The sequence below is a fragment of the Gelidimonas denitrificans genome (assembly GCF_055694065.1).
This window is the reverse complement of the sequence record NZ_CM146350.1, coordinates 1449660-1467907: the sequence shown is the minus strand read 5'-3', so window position 1 is coordinate 1467907 and position 18248 is coordinate 1449660. Positions and strand designations below refer to the sequence as shown.

Genomic DNA, 18248 nt, shown 5'->3' with positions numbered 1-18248 from the left:
AATATTTTTTACATATTCTTAATATGCAAAAAATGCGATATCTCATAATTATTTCCGCTCTCACGAGAGGTGTATAAGAAGATTTCCTAGGTGGCTTTAGCGACTTAATAGAGATGTAAAATCCATCATATGGCAGCAGTCATTTCAATCTATGATGGGTGTCAAACCTGACTTAAAAACTGGTGAGTTGATCGTTATCTGAAAAACAGTCAAGCGCTTCACGGTACCGTTTATTTTTTCACTCCAGGCTACTGAGGGGGAAGGCATTTTTTCATCAAAATGTCGTGATATCCATCCGAACGGTGGCTCAATCCTTCCCAGTAAAATTTCCGGCCTGTTTTTATTCTCCAGCATCTGCATTTCACATTGCACATTGCCGCAAGTGGCCGTCACCTTGCCGTTCTGCTCTATTACCGAACACGAAGGATCGAAATGCCAGCAAAACGCAACTTCGTGTGTGCTACGACATTCCAGTGTGTCTTCCACATACAATTTGGACTCTTTTTTATGAAATACGATTTTACGTGTATGACTCACAGGATCCTTTAAGCGCTGGTAACCGTCATGGGTGGCAGTGAAACTATCGAGCTCATCATTGCTTTCCCAATTTTCACAGTGCGCCTTAGCCTTGCACAACCACATGAAATTCCCACCCGGTTCGGACTGTTCAAGACCGTCGATCTGTACTGTATTGTGTGCGGAGGTGCCGCGAAAATAATTGCGCCACTTCTTTTGAGTATGGTACGCATAGGTGCCCGGATCAATGAGTAGCGGCTTGCCACCAACCGAGAGAGTAAAAGCTAGTGCATCTGCATGACCATGGGCGGCGATAGAAAGATAACCAAGCGGACCAGCATCAGCCACAATTTTGCATTCGGCATCAGTGTCAAACGCTTTGCCAAGAATGTAATAACCAGATTCCGGGAATATTCGGCTAATACGCTTGTTTCCCAAGTCGGCACTCAAAGAAGCAAAGGTGTCACTGCCTTGCATGCCCAATAGCCAACGGCTTTTATCATCAAAATGGCCCGCTTTATGTTTGAAATCAGCGCGATTAAACAATACTGCACCTGTGGCCAGCAAAGAACAAAAAACATCAAATCCGGGCTCCTGGGAAAAGCGCACCATGACGGCATCATCCGAATCGCCAATCATCGGTATATTGCCCCCCGCATCCATCATTGCATGGATGAATTCCAACATGGCCTCAAGTTGTTTCCAATAAGCCGTGGAAAATTCAATACCTTGCGCTCTGCCAGCCAAACCACACAACAACATCATGTCGGCCACCTCGTGGTGATACCAGATGGCCTGCTCCCGATTGACGCCATCCGCCGCATTTTGCTTTAACGCTTCGTCCTCCAGGCCTAGCTTGGCTAAATTGCTCCAGGAGAGACTTTCTTGCCAGCAAGGCCATGTTATGGCGCCAATGAATAGCCCCATATACTCACCAAAGAGATGATTATTGGCCGAGGAATAGCATGAAAAATTGCCTGCTATGAAATGGCAATGCTGATAGATTGCAGTAAGCCAGCGCTGCTTGAAATCCTGCCCGCCATGTCCTTCAAAAAACTCGGCCATTGCACCACCGAGCAAATGCCAGGCCACAGCCCAATTCAAAAGACGTATTGCATGCTCAAGTGAATTGACCCAATTAATACCGAGAGGATAAGGTGCTTGCAGAAACCAAGATTCAAGAAGTAAACGGCAAGCAGTAGCGTAACGAATTTGACCGGTTAAATGAAATGCCTGTGCCAGACTCACTAACTCGTAGTGTCGATTTGGCTCCCACTGATACTTGATATCACCAACCAGATGTTCATCTCGATAATCTAGAGTCTTACCAAAGCAAAGCGGCGCAGTAGTGCCCGTTTTGGGGTCACAATTCCAGCGTGGCGGGAAACCCAGTTTAATGTCATGCAAGGCAAACACATCAAAGTGACCGGCCAACACACGCTCGGCCGCTTGCTGGTAAAGCTCAGTGCTAAATTTATGCGGTGCGACACTGATCCAGCTACACCCCCACAATTCTTGCGCGTGTGGTGGATGATGTGCTAGCCCTAATCCTTGATATTCAAATCTAGTCTGAATGATTTTTTTTCCACGCCAGAGAATTTCTAAAGGTCCCATCGTATATAGCCGATTAATTTTCCAAGTTAATGAGGTCATATCAGGAATCCGTATTTATACCGATATTTTCAATCTGAAATAAAATATTTATAATGTAAAAATAATTCTTAACCTTCTTATATACAACTGCGCCTATCGACGTGATTACTCGCACTGTTCCATGATCTGCATCTGGCTGAGATGGTTTTTTGCAAGTCAGGGTATGCTTGAAATTCCAACATATCCCATTAATCTTTCTAGCCAGTGGGAAGTTCCCCACGCACGCCGTGTTCCTGATATAAGTTCTCAATCTGTGGCAGGACGCTTCCGGCAGAAAAATGATGCTCAACTTTATTGTGTGCCGCTTCACCCATGCGCTGCCGTAAATCCTTATCGGACAACAATTTATCGAGAGCATTCGACAAGGCTTCAATATCCCCGGGTTGAATAAGATAGCCCTCTATACCATCCGTGACAGCTTCTGGTATTCCGCCAACAGGTGTAGTAATCACAGGTAGTCCTGCTGCCATAGCTTCGAGCACGCTCATTGGTAAGCCTTCCGCGTAAGAAGGTAAAGCGTAAATGGCTGCTCGCTCCAGAAGCGCAGATTTATCCATACCTGTCACCCAGCCGAGTGTCTCAACGTTAGCACCAATGCCCAATTTGTCAGCTTGCTCTCTGACAATATCCAACTCTCCATCACCACCTAGCATAAGTTTCAAATTCGGATGTTTCTCAATAAGCCGGGCTACAGCCAAAAGCAAATCGTAGACCCCTTTTCTTTCACCAAGCCTGCCCAAAAAAAGAACGCTTACAGAATCTCGTAGACTAAAATCAACGGCAGGTATCGAACTGACTGGGTTATATATGGAAAATATACGTGCATTTTTTGAGATACTTTGTATCCAGTGCTTCCAACTATGCGATAAAACCACAATACTATCTACCTTGTTCAAGGTATACCGAATCAAGGCTTGGATAAACTTGTTGCTGTTGGAATAAAATATTGAGAATTCCGCGCCATGCAGATGAAAAATTGACGGTATCCGGAATATAAAAGCCGGGTATAGAAAAAAAGCTTTACGATAAAAACTATTATGCGAAGCACTGTGTACATGAATAAGTGCAATTTTTCCTTGCAAAAGTAAAAATAAATAGGTAATCCAAGAAGTGATGAAAAAACGTAATTTACTCAACTTACTGCCATCACTATGCGTAGCAATATAGAGAATAGGAAACCGGTCAAACAAACCAGCTTCCTGATACACACGCACTACTGAAGAAATACCTCCCATAGTTGAAGGGCTTGTTCCCAGCATAACAATATGTTTTTTGTTTTTCATACCTTTGCAACTACACTCGAATAGCCCCAGTAATCAATATGCGCATACACATCAAATCTTGTCTTATGCAACCAAGACCATTTCCAATTATTTACTTAGGAAACAACTCAAGGTCGCGTCAGAACCGCTTTGTATAACCCGCTAAAATCCTTAGCAAGTCTCTCGAGCGTGTAAACTTCGAGCACTCTAGTTCGGCCGGCATGCGCCATTTGTTCGAGTAAACCACGATTATTGTCAAGAATGGCGATAGCATCGGCAACCGCGCGAGCATCGTGGGGCTGCACAAATAATCCATGTACGCCGTCTTGCATTACGTCTGGAATTCCCGCTACTGGGCATGAAATCAGAGGGGTGCCTGCCGCCATCGCCTCAAGCAATGAATATGGAAGGCCCTCGGCGTGATACGTTGGAAATACAAATACATCCGCTTCGCGCCACAAACGATTCTTTTCCGTTCCAAAAACGGGCCCATGGAAATGGACGATATCATCCAACCCAAGCGCAGAAACTCTCGCGCACAAAGCTTCTTCCTCAACCCCTCCCCCCGCCACATCCAAGCTCAACCTTCGCCCAGATTGCTGCAGTAACGCTATTGCATCAAGCACCTCAAACAAACCTTTTTCCCGCACCAGTCTGCCGATATAGATAAGCCGTAGAGGCCGAGACGAATCAATTGCAGCAATATCACCTAGCAGTTGCGCCGGATCGATGGCATTGGGAATGTGGACAATCAAAACTTCTGGCACGAACGAGTTATAAGAATGGTACTCGTCGCGTGACAGAACCGAAACAGCATCGCTGGACAACAAAAACTGACGCAACAACCAAGTAAGTAAAGAGCTGTATCTAAATAATTCCTGGGGCATAGGCCCGCCATGTATCTGATTAACCACCTTGACACGCATTAATTTACTGACCGCAAGGTAAACAAAATCACGCCAATAAGCCTTGTAATTCATACTAGTATTGATATGCACAATATCAACTCGCTGACTCACAATAAGACGTGCCAGAGCAAACGGGGAAATAACAAGGCGTACGATTTTTTTTAATCTCGATTCTGTTCTGCCCTCACTACCAACCTGGAAATGAAGTAATTCATACTCTTTGAGCAAATTGGAATGCAGCAGCAAATTTGCATGTGTGCTGACGCCACTGACCGCGGCTAGCGATGGACTTAAAATAGCAATCTTAGGCTTGACCATAACGATATTTTTATCTTTGCACGCTAAAGAAAGTCTGACGCCACGAATTCACATTCCAAAAATAAAAATATAAGTACACTTAAAAAAATGGTGCTCTCAAATCTAAATGTATGCAGTTCATACACAACGATAAGTAATTGTTGCCTACATTTTTAATGCGAACACCATGGACACGATCAAGAATCAAGCTTAATTAATCATCTACACATTAATGTTTGAAGATTATTTCTCTCAGGGATAAAGCCATCGCGTGGAATGGCTTTTACCCATTTGCAGGTGCATTCAGATAATGCCTAATGTCCAGATGCTGCACCAGCATGAGCTGCTTACCACGTGCAGTTCGGGCAATTTCATCGACTTCGACCACTTCCACTGTGCATCCTCCTTGCGTCCTGGCCTGCATGGACTGAATAATTTTGCGGCGTGCACTTTGCATCAGGGGTTTTGACATAACAACCTTAATCACAAAATGTCCGCAAATTGCCTGCTCAATCTGCATAGCGTCAACCCCTTCGAACTCTTGATTATCGTATTGCGCTGAAGTCGTAATGGAGTTGATCGAAATCATTCTTTTATCTTTACAAACGATAAATTCCTGCCACCTTCCTTCAATGCGCTCGACTACCGGATAACCTGGCAATAAAGGGTGTGATTGATTGCTCAGGATAGCCATGTCCCCAGTGCGATAGCGCACAAATGGCATGACCTGATTATCAAATCCAGTACCCACAATCTCCCCTAATATCCCGGGTTGGGTAATCAATCGTCCTGCCTCGTCCACTAGTTCGAAATGACCATACTGTGGCCAGAAAAAATAGCGGTCATCGTCTGGCATCGAAGCTGCCATCAACACCCGCTCCGAGTGCCCATAATGTTTCAATATTGGACAAGTAAACACTTCTTTAAACAAGCTCATATGGTAATCAAACACATTTTCAGAGAACAGCATTACGCCTTTAATTCGTTCCGAAACATCTGGTGCCGGATGTTCCTTAAGCCAACTTGCAAGCATGAACAGTGCTGATGGGTAAGCTTGGATATAAGTTGGCTTCCAGATTCGAAGTGCGTGGACGTAATCAGCCATATAAGCGCGATCGAGATGGTCCGTGCTCAAGATCAACTGCCGTTTTATCGGCTCGAACATCCAGAGCGGCTTACCAGACTTTTTGGAGGTCAACACCTTGCCGCCTCGTAAAGCCAATATCACATCGGGCTTGCTCAAATCTACGCGCTGATGAAAATTTTCTATAAAAGCGAATTCCTTGGTGCGCGATATACCTTTATGTAAATAAAAAGTCATCGGCACCGATGTCGATCCGCCCGTAAACACTTTCATTCGGTGCCTGGGTGCTATCGCTGTGGAGAGAAAGTAAGATAAATCCCGCTTGATATCATCTTTGGATAAGAGCGGCAATTCTCGCAAAACATCAAATGGCATGTCCATTTGGGATAATAGATGGTGATATTGCCGGTATGCAGGTACCGACTCAATAGCCCAGCGCAGCGTCTTGACCAGCTTTATGGAGCTTAGTAAGCGAATTATATTTTCATTATTGATCGCGGCTTCAGAAGCAAATTTCTTATAATGGACTCCTTTAAGCAAGAATGGTGGCACCATTGAATAAGCGCGTCCTACTGAATTCTTGACCCATTGAGGTGAAGCAAGATACGCTCCTAGGAAAGGGTGCAAAAAATCTTCAATAATCATTCCATCCCCTAAGAGCAATATGATAAAAGGTCGTAGATGGCGGGCCTATTAAGACGAGTTTTTTGTTGTATGTTTTGAACACTGTCTAAATATTTTTCAATATGAAAAATTGCATCTACATACAAATTTATTTTTTTATCTTCATCCCTTTTCAGGCGCACCGAGATATTGGCTAATATCCAGATGTTGTATCAACAACCGGTGCTTACCCCGCAAGGTTCGCGCAATTCTTTCCACCTGTACCAATTCCACAGTGCATCCACCCTGCGTTTTCGCTTCCATTCCATGAATGATTTTTTGACGTGCTTCGGCTGATAATGGGCTTGATGTGACCACATGGATGCAGAAATGTCCTGGCTTTTTTTGCTCATACTGCATCGTCTCAATTCCTGCCAGATCGCCCGAGTGCGCCGAACCCATGCCACACACCCCAATTAATCTGTGATCGCGGCAGACGATAAATTCCTGCCGCCTGCCTTCAATGCGCTCGACTACCGGATAACCTGGCAATAAAGGGTGTGATTGATTGCTCAGGATAGCCATGTCCCCAGTGCGATAGCGCACAAATGGCATGACCTGATTATCAAATCCAGTACCCACAATCTCCCCTAATATCCCGGGTTGGGTAATCAATCGTCCTGCCTCGTCCACTAGTTCGAAATGACCATACTGTGGCCAGAAAAAATAGCGGTCATCGTCTGGCATCGAAGCTGCCATCAACACCCGCTCCGAGTGCCCATAATGTTTCAATATTGGACAAGTAAACACTTCTTTAAACAAGCTCATATGGTAATCAAACACATTCTCGGAAAACAGCATGATGCCTTTGATGCGCCGTGCAACATCAGGGTCTGGATTCTCCTTAAGCCAACGTGCCAGCGGATATAGTGCAGATGGGTATGCCTGAATATACGTCGGTTTCCAGGTGTGAATCGCTGCAATATAAGCAGTCATATAAGTACGATCAAGGTGATCGGAACTCAGCACCAATTGTTTTTTGATTGGTTCATACATCCAGAGCGAACCACCTGGCTGTTTGGCTGCGGTCGGTACCGTACGCCCTCGTAATGCCAGAACTACTGCTGATTCATCAAAACCGATACGCTGTTGAAAATTTTCAATGAACGCATATTCTTTTATGCGCGTAATATTTTTATGAAGAAAAAACATCATCGGCGTTGACGTTGAGCCGCCGGTAAATATTTTCATCCGCAGATTTGGAGAAATATTCAATGAAAGAAACTGTGTGATATCGCGCTTGATATCGTCTTTAGATACAAGCGGCAAGGCCTGCAAAACATCAAAAGGTGCATCCAAGTGAGGCACCAAATATTGATATTGTCTGTAGGCAGGCACCGACTCGATAGCCCAACGCAGCGTCTTGGCCAGCTTTATCGAGGACAAGGCACGAATTTGATTTTCATTACTGATTGCAGCTTCAACCGCAAACTGCTTGAAATGAGATCCTTTATGAAAGGAGTTTGAAACCATCGAATACGCACGTCCAACAGAATTCTTGACCCATTGAGGTGAAGCAAGGTAGGTTCCAAGTAAAGGATAAAGATAGTCCTCAATTTCCATTTTTTTACCCCTGATTCATTCTACGAATTGTTCAAATGCTTAAAGTAAAAAAACTGGCTATGAGCACCATTAACGCTGCCCCATCAATAGCCCGACATTTTTTTTACCACCACTTAACAGGAAACAGGCCGCAAAGATAATGAGATAAAGGAAAGCTTTACTTATCAATACCGCATAAATATTGCCAGTGATTACACTACCAAACATTGAAACGCCAGCCAATGCACAAAAAGTTCCCAGCATGGTCGGTAGCAACTCGCGCCACAATAGTAACTGACGCATCTCGATCCCGAGTGTATGTGCAACCACTTTGATCGCCCATAATTCACCGATCAGAAAAGTTGAAACACTGCCCAGGGCCGCACCCGGCAAACCAAAATATTTAACTCCAAAAATACTCAAAATCACTGAGATCACCAGGCAACAGCCACTATTGATAGCAGCAAAACGTCCCTTATTCAATGCCGGCAATACATGCCCCACTGCGAATGCGTTCATCATCATGCTGATCAAATAGATCTGCATGATGGGCGCGGTCTGTTGATATTTTTTGGTGTAAACAATCTCCACCAACTCTGGGGCAGTAACAAAAATACCACCAGCTATGGGCACTAACAAAAGTGCAGTAACGAAGTTGCTTTTTGCGATCAGGCGGGCAATTTCAAAGAAATTTTTCTGCGCATGTGCAGTGTTGAGACGCGGCATCATCGCGTTATTGACGGGCTGACGGATCAGGGTTGTGATTGGGGTAAACACCCCGGCGATTGAAAACGTTGCATACATTGCTGGCGTAAGCATACTGGCAACCACCCAGTCATCTGCCTGCATACGTGTCAAAAATAAGGCATTGCCCAAGGCAAAAGGTAAGGCAAATCCTAATTGTTTTTTTAACGCCGGCATCTGCCAGATCAGTTTGCCATCGGCACCAATAGTAAATGCATAGAAACACAGCAAACTTATTTTTGCCGCAGCCACTAACAACAAGGCAACTGCTATCCACGCAATATTAGCGGTAATCAAAGCAGCAGCTACCAATAGTAACGTTCTGAATAGTGCCAGGCACACAGTGGTATTTGCCTGCCAGCGCGGGTGCCCATCTGCAGTTGGCAACACATCCAACATCGACGCCACCACCCATAGCGCAAGAAAAACGGCCGAAATACCATGTGTGTGAAAAAACAAGTCCTTTGCCATAACTGGCAACAAAGGGTTCCAGCCACTCACAACCACCCCGGTGACGCAGCCCGCTGCAATTAAATAAACCAGGACATTGCCGATGATTAAGCGTTTTTGCCCTTGTGCAGCTCTTGGTAAAAAATAAAATAGGGATTGCGGCATAAAGGCCGGCATGATTGCCAATACCGTACCGGATAGGAGCCACAACAAGCGGTACTGGCCAAAAGATGTCACATCCAGGTAACGCACTAGAATAATCGGTATCGCCAATTGAAGGCCGTATTCCAACCCACCTGCCAAAGCAAGCGTAATGGCACTTTTGCGCAAACTTCCATCAGCACGCATTACGGTTCCCCACGATCATTACAGACGACTCGTGAAGCTCAACAAACAGTTTTTCATAAGCATCCACCATCGTCACAAGTGAAAACTGTTGTGCCATCAGGGCGCGCGCATGTTCACCCATAGACTTGCAGCGAGCCGGATCAGAGAGCTGATTGAGCGCCTTAACCAAGGCGCCAATATCCCCACGAGGAAATAGATACCCATTTTTACCGTGAATAATCTGTTCGGTTGCCCCACCTATTTCACTCATGATGACGGGCTTACCTAAAGCCATGGCTTCCAGCGCTGCGATCGAAAAAGTTTCGACGTGATGGGACACCAGTGCCATGGCATTACAGGCGGCAATCGCTGGCCGCACATCTGCAATGTAGCCGGTTATCGTGACATCTTGAGCCAGCCCCAACGCTTGAATTTTTTTTTCTAGCCTACTACGCTCAGGGCCGTCGCCAATGAATAAAGCCTTCACATTCAACCCGCTGGCTCTTAATTTCGCGATAGCCTCCAGCAAATCGCCATGTGCTTTCTCCGTTCGCATAGCGGCACATAAACCAACCACATAATCAGTGGCTGAAAATCCAAAAGTTTGACGTAGAAAATTTTTTTCATCGCCGCTATAGCGATCCGTAAAGTGGTCAACATCAACGCCGTTATGAATAACGGCGTCTTGCCTGGCTCTGAGAGCGCGGGCGCGCCAGTATTTTCTCTGGTTTTCGCAGACATAAACCAGCCTATTACAAGCCAGAATAAACGGTCGATAAAACATCATCTGGAGCTCATCCTGGACCGAACTCAATTCGGTGGAATGCAGTATTTCCACCATTTTTGGCTGCCGCCCGGAGCGCAGGCGTGCCAACCAGCCATAAAATAAGGAATAGGTATTGGTACACACGACGATATCTATTTCATCCTCATGGATATGCGTGGCCAATTGTTTAATCACCCGGTGATCAATCTTGCGCGTTGCCTTGCAATGAAATATTCTGCCTTCTACTACCTTAGAGTTAAGTTGCGGCAACAGTGTTTCATCATCTTTTAAATAAGCTAGTGAAAGCTTAAACTTTGCAGAATTAAGATTATTCAACAATGTGATCACATGTTTTTCCGCACCGCCAAAGCCGAGAGAATTGACGATAAACAGCAGATTGACAGGCCGATTTTCCATTTACGCATCTCTTTGAAATAAGTCCAGATACGGCGCAAGAATTTTATCTTCACTATATGCCTGCTGCATATAAACCCGGCAACGTTCACTCGCTTCTGTCCAAAAAATTGATTGATGCCTGAGCGTGGTAACGGAATCTGCCATTTCATCAAGAGTGGCAACAGCGCAACCGAGCTTTTCGCGACGTATCAAACCATCCGGGTCAAAAAAGGCCACAACCGGCGTACCCCTGATCCAGGCCTGCAGATAAGAATTCGGAAATCCTTCTGAATCGGATGTATTGACAAATAACTGCGCCCGTCCATACATTGCGCCGACATCGTGATATGGCACTCGCCCATGAAAGGTAAGGTTTGGTATATCAGTAACCTGTTGTTTGATTTTTTCGAATAACTCACCATATCCAGGCTGCGGTCCTCCAACCATATGAAACTTCAATTGCGGCAGCCGTTTTGCTAGCGCCAAAAATAAATCAGGGCGTTTAAATTGCCGTAGATTATTAACCCAAAGCACATCAATATCACGCTCAGTTTGCTGTTCTGGTGGATCTACCAACATCTCTGCCACTTGGCTCTGTAAGCCGTAATTATTTAACATGGCCTGCTGTTGCTGCACGCTTTGCGTGAGAATGCCCTCTGCATGTCGCAGACCAAATTCATACAGTTTTTTGTCGCGCCAATATTGGATTAAGAGTTTATGTGGTTCGCAATCACTATCATGCGCGACCCTGAATACAAATCGCTTTCTTGCTCTTTTACAAAACATCGCCAGCAAGCCCAGGTGCATACCGGCACAACTGGTGTAGTAAATATCGGCATCGGCTCTGCGCAGGGCCGCCCAGGCACCTGTCCATCGTGGGTGGATATAACGGAACACTGGAATACCCGCATCAGCGCGAAATGCTTTAAAGGTCGTAATATCACTCCATTTGGCACGATCAGGCTGTCCGTAATCGTTGACCACCATACCCACTTCATGGCCGCGCCTGACCAGCGCTTTAGCCAGCAAAGTATGTTGCACCTGCTCGCCACCAATACCGTGTTGATTGAATTCAGGTGACAGAACTGGTAGATTTTCCCAACCTAGGAAGCAAATTTTCATTGAAGCCTCTGCAAGAATAACTTAGATCATTCTGATCTTTTTCCAGTTTGATTCGAACGCGCACGCGACTTGGGCGATAGTCCCATAGCTATGCCATACGACAGCCAAAGAAAGGTTTGCGGCACGGTGGGCGTAAAACGATCATCAGTCATGCCCTGCACCGCCAACAACAAAATGCAGGCAAGCGCGCCCCTAAAAAAACCACGCCAGATTGGTTCCGGGGGACGTTGTGCAAGATCACTGAAAAGTCGCCACATATGAGCGAAAAAAAGCAGGATCACCAATGAACCTAAGACGCCAAAATCCAGTAGCGCGCCGAGATAGGCACTGTGCGGATGTCCTACCTGAAGAATGCGGCCTCTACGCGCTGCATCAGACCAAAGTATGGAGCTCATGCCATGGCCGATGACCGGGCGGGATAAAACCTCTGGTACCAGCGGGAGCCAAATATTATCGACCCGGCCAGCACTCATCTCCGCAACATTGCCGCTTTGCGTACCGGTGGTGGCGCGCTCTATCATTGCCTGCGGCATAAACAGTATCGCCAAAGGAATCAGGAACAGGCCGACCAGAATGATGCGGAATTTTCTATGCGTAAATAGAAAGTAGGCAATAACCGCACCAAATCCCAGATAAGCTCCGCGTGAAAAAGTCAAAAAAACAGCCACTGTCAATATGACCATCGCCAGTTTCAGTAGCCATTTCCCACTCACGGAAGACGTACTGAAATGCGTAAATAATGCCAAGGCCCACGCCATATTGAACATCAAGCCCATTTCATTAGCATGCATACCGACCACCGATAGCACACCCCTTGATGTATCGGAAGCCAATACGCTGAGTGAAGCACCTGAAGCTTTAATGTAGATAATGGCGACAATTGGCAACGTAATCGCAGAACAAAAGAGCGGAATGAGAAAAATTTTTGGGCGGCGAGAATTTCTAATGGCAATCGATAAAATTAAGGCAGTAAGTATGATAAATAATGGCTTGATAAAAATATCACGAACATAACCTATCATCGAATCAAAGTTAATAATCGGAATCAATCTGTAAAAAGATGGAATCTCAGAAACATGTAATGAGCCTTGAATTGCGGCAAAGCCCATCGCACATAAATATAACCAAAAGTAGCGTGAGTAACTTGGTATAACGATTTTTTGTCGATGAAATACATACAGATAAAACAGCGATAGCACCGAGAGCAGCAAAGTCACATTGAAAGGGTTCATCCCTAAAACCCCAAACATCTCTCTGGGCATAAGATGAGTTGCGCTAAATGGCAGTAAAACAATAGCAATTAATGCGCCAGTTCTGTAATCACTGAACGCTACAGCGATAAAAATAATTCCTGCAAATGTCACTTGAGCAACAATTTTTCCAAATAATTCTGCAACTATGCCAGTCAGCAATAACACAGTAATAATGCCTAAAGTCACAAGCAAGAGTCTATTACTCACGCCATGTGAAACAGGTTTGTACTTTGTTTCATATGATTGCAAGATAGCCCCCTAAATCCCAATGTCACAGTTTCTTAAATAAACTATGTTTAAATTGAATTGTTAACAATATGCTAGATGACTTCTGAAGTCATAACTTGACATCTATCAACTACTGCTTTTGTTAATATGTTTTCTGATTGATACAATGAATCAATTAATTGAAATTTAATTCTCTTAAGTAAGTCGGTATTAATTGACGTTCATCAATGCTGTTCGTGACAGTCTGCATAGATTTGTACTTAGAATCTGTTTTGAGCTTTTTGGAAAAAATGGCCAACATTTAATTAAATAAATAACTGTGCGACTCCCCAGCATGGCAGCAAGGCAATCATTGTTTATGCCAGTAATGTGGATACTCCATCTGGTGGTCACGATAGTGACATTGGCTTTGAGTGCGTTTTGGTCGACAGTGATAGCGACGTATTATTCATTGGGCGATGTCACCGTGATATCGAGTTACGTGAGTTGGGATGCGTTTCTGATGCTGCTGGCAAAAATCACTGTTTATGTCATTTTTGTCTGCACTCTGCTTCCTGTTAGCAGGGGACGCAATAATTTGATTTACTGATCGGAAGGGGCGCAATGGAGAAAAGGCCGTGGGATGATTGCAAGAAACCGCATGAGATTCGTGTCAGCGTCATCGTACCGTGCTACAACGTTGAAAAATACATACGGGCGACGCTCGACAGCCTTTTGCGACAGAGCTTCGTTTATTTCGAAATTATCGTCATCGATGACGGATCAAGCGACGGCACGGTCAGCATCATTGAAACGTACGACGATGTAAGAATAGTCCTGATTCGACACGCAGCGAATCAAGGGCTTTCCGCTGCACGTAACACAGGGCTGGATCATGCGCGCGGTGAATTCGTTGCCTTGCTGGATGCGGACGATATTGCGCTGCCGAGCCGGCTGGCCGAACAGGTGACAGCGCTCGAGCAGGACCCGACACTGGGCATGGTAGGTTCGCATGTGGAAGTGCTCAGGGAAAACGGACAACCCAACGGGAATATGTGGACACGCCCGGTCACTCCAGAAGACGCTGCAATCCGCATGTTGTTTCGCAATACCTTTTCAGCTGTGATGACGATGCGAAAATCTGCGATTCCACCGGACGCGTATCGGCATCTGCCGATGGCGGAAGACTACGATTTCAACATGCGGATGGCCCGACATTCCAAGGTGACGAATATTAACAAACCGCTAACACAAGTACGTATTCGACATACTGGGCTGACACAGACAAAAAAGGACTTGATGGAGGTCTGCGTACAAAATGTCATGCGCGAACTGATACGGGAATTTGATTTTGAACCGACGGTAAGAGAACTAAACCTGAACCGGCATGTGGGCGCACTGACCTTGCCGAACTCTCCCGAGTTATTAGACGAGGTCGAAGCTTGGCTGATGAAATTGCACAATGCAAACACCAACATCAAGCGTTATCCCGAAGCCGCCTTCATTCGCATTCTCGCATCGGAGTGGTTTAACGTATGCAAGTTTGCCTCTCCGTTGGGATTTCATGCTTTGCGCACTTGGCATGCATCGGCGTTGCAGCCCTACTGGCAGCCGACGCTCCGGGAGCGCTTAAAGTTTGCAATGAAATGTTTATTTCGCCACAGACGGGATGGCGGAGATGTCGCATCATTGGCATAAATGGATTTCCATGGATGAAATTATCATGCCGCAATTTCAAATTATTGCACATAGCCTGCGAGGCATTTGCCGCGCGCTGATACTGGCAGCGACGATTGCGCTATTGGCCTGGCATGGCTTCGCAAGGGCCGAGCAGGGATTTCCACGCTTAATGGGTATGAATATTGGTGATAAAAATTACGATGACCCCGCTTATCAGGCGCAGCTTGCGCGCATGGACATTGTCATCCTCGGTTTTTATCGGGGGTGGGGGCAAAGTCATTCTCAACAGCCTATCAGGGATGTTGTTCGTACGCTCAAGCGCTTAAATCCGAACCTGCTGGTAGGGCAATACACGATACTCAACGAAGCGAACGACGACACCACGAACACGGCTGAAAACGACAAACAGTTCAAGTTGCGCACTGAGGACTGGTGGCTAAAAAGAGCTGACGGTCGCCGGGTACAGTGGACCGACCAATACCAGGCTTGGGATATCAACATCACAGAATGGACCAAGCCGGATGCCAATGGGCAGCGTTATCCGGATTGGCTTGCACAGCGGGATTACCGCGTTTTCTTTGAGCCGGTGCCAGAATTTGATATTTGGTACTTCGATAATGTCATGGCACATCAGCGAATCGCTTCCGCTGACTGGCGTAGGAATGGAAAGGATGATGCTGGAGACAGTCCTCAAGCTCAAAAAGCATTTCGACGTGGACAGGCAACACATTGGAAAAAAGCGCATGAGCTGGCTCCAAAAATTTTGCTCTTGGGAAATTCTGATAACGATCTATCGTTCCCGGAATATAAGGGTAGGCTACATGCGGTTTTTCTTGAAGGATTGATGGGTAAAGCCTGGTCCTTGTATGCGAACGGAGGTTGGGGACGCATGATGGATCGCTACAATAAGGTCTTCGATAGCCTGGTTTCGCCAAGCATAGTAGGCTTCAATGTTGTGGGTAATCCGCAGGATTACCCTTTCTTCCGGTTCGCTTTGTCATCTTGCCTGATGAACGACGGGTATTTTTCATTCACCGATGCGGCAAAAGGCTACAGTACCGTGCCGTGGTTTGATGAATATGGGATAAAGCTAGGCAAGCCGCTTGACCCCCCTCAGACAAAGCCATGGCGGAACGGCATTTATCGTCGCCAGTTCGAAAACGGATTAGTACTCGTCAATCCAAGTTCTCAACCTAGTCGCATTGAAATCGAAACGGGCTACACTCACTTTCGGGGAAAACAGGCTCCGCAGATCAATAATGGAAGCCCCGTAAAAACAATATTCCTTGCACCAAGAGATGGGGTGCTGCTGATTAAAACTCGCTAGTGGACTGCGATAAGCGATAGTGATTTGTGGTGTCAAGTCGACTTATTTCGGATAAATCAACACCTTTTTGCAGCCTAGCGCTGCATTTTTTATATCAAAACCCTTTTCTTCATTTCATATTATGAATTGGTTGCTCAATATTAAATTCATAATAATCAATAAAATTTGTTTAGTTTTAAATGTGAATTTAACAGGTTTTCAAATATTTATCTGAAGCAACAAAGCAAGAAAAATATATATAAATTTCTAATTGCATGCATCCCAACATGAACCATGTGATTCCATAATGAAACAAATATCTATAGGTAATGTAGTTGTTTTTTATATTTGATTGCATATAAAAAACATTATTTAAGTAGATTTTTTAAGGTCAAAAAAATGGCGATTTAATTGTTTTTTAAAACAATTTTTAAATAGGAATATATTTCCATATTGAAATTTTTTTATTTATATATATAAATTGTTTATATTGCAATAAAGAATATTTTTTAAAAGTAATGGAACTATGCTAGTTGGTATTTATCAATAAAGTTCGATTAAATTAGTGATTTAAAGAACTTTTTATGATAAATATGACAATTTTGGCGTCCAAATCACCTCGCACTGTCTTAAGTGCCAGCTTGATTGTATTACTCACAGCATGTGGCGGCGGTTCTGGTACAGATACCGCCCAAACGAATACACAGCAAGATGAAGAACTTTTGGCAAGAAGTGGTTATTACAAATCAGATCGCGAACGTGCTTGGGATAGAAATAAAACAACAACTACTGATACAAGTGCGGCAACTCCTACTGATACAAGTACGGAAACCCCTATTGATACAAGTGCGGCGACACCTACTGATACAAATACGACAACAGCTGCTGATTCAAGTACGGTAACAGCTCCAACGACTCCCGCTACTTCAACTGCAGCAAGCCGTGATCCATTAAAATGGCCTTTTGCATCAAACAGTATTTGGAACATGCCTATTGGTAGTGGCGCGGTATATGTCCCGGCCAACCTGCCGGCCGTTCCTGGTGGCGATGTTTGGGCTCCAATGCCGCAAATCGATGATGAAATAATTGTTCTCAAGCCCAGCGCACCACTGACTAACATCAATTATAGTGATGCCGGTTGGTCAGATAAAAGTCGCTGCGGGGCGACCGGTGGCCTACTGACACAAGTGCCAATACCGTCCGATTATGTGGTTCCAACCAACAATAAAAATGGTTCAGCGGTCTTTCTTGGTGCTGATGGAAAAACCCTGACTCATACACAACCATTTGCACGCTGCGCTAGCGGTGGTGCTGCGACTAGCCTTGTTAAATTTAACACTGTTGACATTAAAGGGGATGGAACAATTGGCTCTCACGGTGGCTCTGGCCTGTCTGCCATTGGCGGATCCATCCGTATCGGAGAGCTTCGCCCTGGTAGCCAAGGACCGAAGCACGCATTGAAGGTGAATGTCTATGCAAAACAAGCGTTGTTTAAGTGTGCTACGAGAGCAGATTGTTTCCGTTGGCCTGCAACCACTGCAGATGGTTATGCGGCTGGCTTCTATGGCACTAATGGAAATAACAGCAATACCGCAATGAAAATGGGTGCGCTTTTGGCTATCCCTGCGACAAAAAACATTGCCGCTCTCGAACTCGAAACCGAACCAGCAAAACAACTTGCCTGGACATTGCAGAATTATGGTGCCTATATTGTAGATGATACTTATGGACCAAGTTTTGCGTTCAATTCAGAGCAAGGTCCAGATGGATCATTGCGTACTCAGTTCAAAGCGGATTGGGGCTACGAATTGGAGCAACGCGTCAATGGAAATACGGCTTGGGTTCGTGATATACAAAAACTATCTCAGGCTCTGAACGTTGTAAACAACAATAGTCCAACTTCAATCGGCGGCGGCGGTACACCTCGGCAACCACTTGCACCAGCTTTCCAATAAAAATGAAGTAATAATTATCTAGGCCTCTGGCTAAAGATGGTGAGGGCACTTCCTCAATAATGTTGACGTGCCCTCAAGCCACTTATAATTTTTTACATTGTCCATTGTCGTTAATTA

General features: G+C 45.1%; 12 protein-coding genes. 3 read left to right on the top strand and 9 right to left on the bottom strand.

The genetic code is table 11. The annotated features are described in order from the left end of the window. Positions 1-144 precede the first annotated feature (144 nt). The 9 genes from FKCLFG_RS06810 to FKCLFG_RS06770 form a co-directional block, all read right to left on the bottom strand. Positions 145-2169, bottom strand: a complete 2025-nt coding sequence (locus FKCLFG_RS06810; RefSeq protein ID WP_472615459.1) for an alginate lyase family protein — start codon at positions 2167-2169, stop codon at positions 145-147. Positions 2170-2366: 197 nt separating this feature from the next. After that, the gene (locus FKCLFG_RS06805) at positions 2367-3452 is read right to left on the bottom strand and encodes a glycosyltransferase family 4 protein (RefSeq protein WP_472615458.1); all 1086 of its coding nucleotides are present in this window, start codon (positions 3450-3452) and stop codon (positions 2367-2369) included. A gap of 107 nt (positions 3453-3559) precedes the next feature. Then, positions 3560-4657 (bottom strand): glycosyltransferase family 4 protein, encoded by a 1098-nt coding sequence (locus FKCLFG_RS06800; RefSeq protein WP_472615457.1) that lies wholly within the window; start codon positions 4655-4657, stop codon positions 3560-3562. 262 nt (positions 4658-4919) lie between these two features. Continuing rightward, a complete protein-coding gene (locus tag FKCLFG_RS06795) occupies positions 4920-6365 on the bottom strand; it encodes a phenylacetate--CoA ligase family protein (RefSeq protein ID WP_472615456.1) in 1446 nt (481 codons plus the stop codon). 141 nt (positions 6366-6506) lie between these two features. Next, positions 6507-7946 (bottom strand): phenylacetate--CoA ligase family protein, encoded by a 1440-nt coding sequence (locus FKCLFG_RS06790; RefSeq protein WP_472615455.1) that lies wholly within the window; start codon positions 7944-7946, stop codon positions 6507-6509. A 69-nt stretch (positions 7947-8015) separates the two neighbouring features. After that, complete coding sequence (locus tag FKCLFG_RS06785; RefSeq protein WP_472615454.1) at positions 8016-9467, bottom strand: lipopolysaccharide biosynthesis protein; 1452 nt, start codon at positions 9465-9467, stop codon at positions 8016-8018. Then, positions 9457-10629: a glycosyltransferase family 4 protein gene (locus FKCLFG_RS06780; RefSeq protein WP_472615453.1), complete on the bottom strand. Its 1173-nt coding sequence runs from the start codon at positions 10627-10629 to the stop codon at positions 9457-9459. Before FKCLFG_RS06780 ends, FKCLFG_RS06785 begins: the two co-directional genes overlap by 11 nt. After that, positions 10630-11730 carry a glycosyltransferase family 4 protein gene (locus FKCLFG_RS06775; protein WP_472615452.1) on the bottom strand — a complete coding sequence of 367 codons (1101 nt, stop codon included), beginning with the start codon at positions 11728-11730 and terminating at the stop codon, positions 10630-10632. Between the two features lie 26 nt (positions 11731-11756). Beyond that, the gene (locus tag FKCLFG_RS06770; protein WP_472615451.1) at positions 11757-13232 is read right to left on the bottom strand and encodes an O-antigen ligase family protein; all 1476 of its coding nucleotides are present in this window, start codon (positions 13230-13232) and stop codon (positions 11757-11759) included. A gap of 582 nt (positions 13233-13814) precedes the next feature. On the opposite strand from FKCLFG_RS06770, the gene FKCLFG_RS06765 reads away from it, so the two are divergent. The 3 genes from FKCLFG_RS06765 to FKCLFG_RS06755 all read left to right on the top strand — a co-directional run bounded on the left by FKCLFG_RS06765 (position 13815) and on the right by FKCLFG_RS06755 (position 18131). After that, the gene (locus tag FKCLFG_RS06765) at positions 13815-14888 is read left to right on the top strand and encodes a glycosyltransferase family 2 protein (protein WP_472615450.1); all 1074 of its coding nucleotides are present in this window, start codon (positions 13815-13817) and stop codon (positions 14886-14888) included. Between the two features lie 10 nt (positions 14889-14898). Beyond that, positions 14899-16197, top strand: a complete 1299-nt coding sequence (locus FKCLFG_RS06760; RefSeq protein WP_472615449.1) for a putative glycoside hydrolase — start codon at positions 14899-14901, stop codon at positions 16195-16197. A gap of 572 nt (positions 16198-16769) precedes the next feature. Beyond that, positions 16770-18131: a hypothetical protein gene (locus FKCLFG_RS06755; protein ID WP_472615448.1), complete on the top strand. Its 1362-nt coding sequence runs from the start codon at positions 16770-16772 to the stop codon at positions 18129-18131. Positions 18132-18248: the final 117 nt, after the last annotated feature.

Bases quoted from the DNA above. Each gene is read 5' to 3' on its own strand.
- FKCLFG_RS06810 (WP_472615459.1), bottom strand. From the start codon at position 2,169: ATGACCTCATTAACTTGGAAAATTAATCGGCTATATACGATGGGACCT.
- FKCLFG_RS06805 (WP_472615458.1), bottom strand. From the start codon at position 3,452: ATGAAAAACAAAAAACATATTGTTATGCTGGGAACAAGCCCTTCAACT.
- FKCLFG_RS06800 (WP_472615457.1), bottom strand. From the start codon at position 4,657: ATGGTCAAGCCTAAGATTGCTATTTTAAGTCCATCGCTAGCCGCGGTC.
- FKCLFG_RS06795 (WP_472615456.1), bottom strand. From the start codon at position 6,365: ATGATTATTGAAGATTTTTTGCACCCTTTCCTAGGAGCGTATCTTGCT.
- FKCLFG_RS06790 (WP_472615455.1), bottom strand. From the start codon at position 7,946: ATGGAAATTGAGGACTATCTTTATCCTTTACTTGGAACCTACCTTGCT.
- FKCLFG_RS06785 (WP_472615454.1), bottom strand. From the start codon at position 9,467: ATGCGTGCTGATGGAAGTTTGCGCAAAAGTGCCATTACGCTTGCTTTG.
- FKCLFG_RS06780 (WP_472615453.1), bottom strand. From the start codon at position 10,629: ATGGAAAATCGGCCTGTCAATCTGCTGTTTATCGTCAATTCTCTCGGC.
- FKCLFG_RS06775 (WP_472615452.1), bottom strand. From the start codon at position 11,730: ATGAAAATTTGCTTCCTAGGTTGGGAAAATCTACCAGTTCTGTCACCT.
- FKCLFG_RS06765 (WP_472615450.1), top strand. From the start codon at position 13,815: ATGGAGAAAAGGCCGTGGGATGATTGCAAGAAACCGCATGAGATTCGT.
- FKCLFG_RS06760 (WP_472615449.1), top strand. From the start codon at position 14,899: ATGGATGAAATTATCATGCCGCAATTTCAAATTATTGCACATAGCCTG.
- FKCLFG_RS06755 (WP_472615448.1), top strand. From the start codon at position 16,770: ATGACAATTTTGGCGTCCAAATCACCTCGCACTGTCTTAAGTGCCAGC.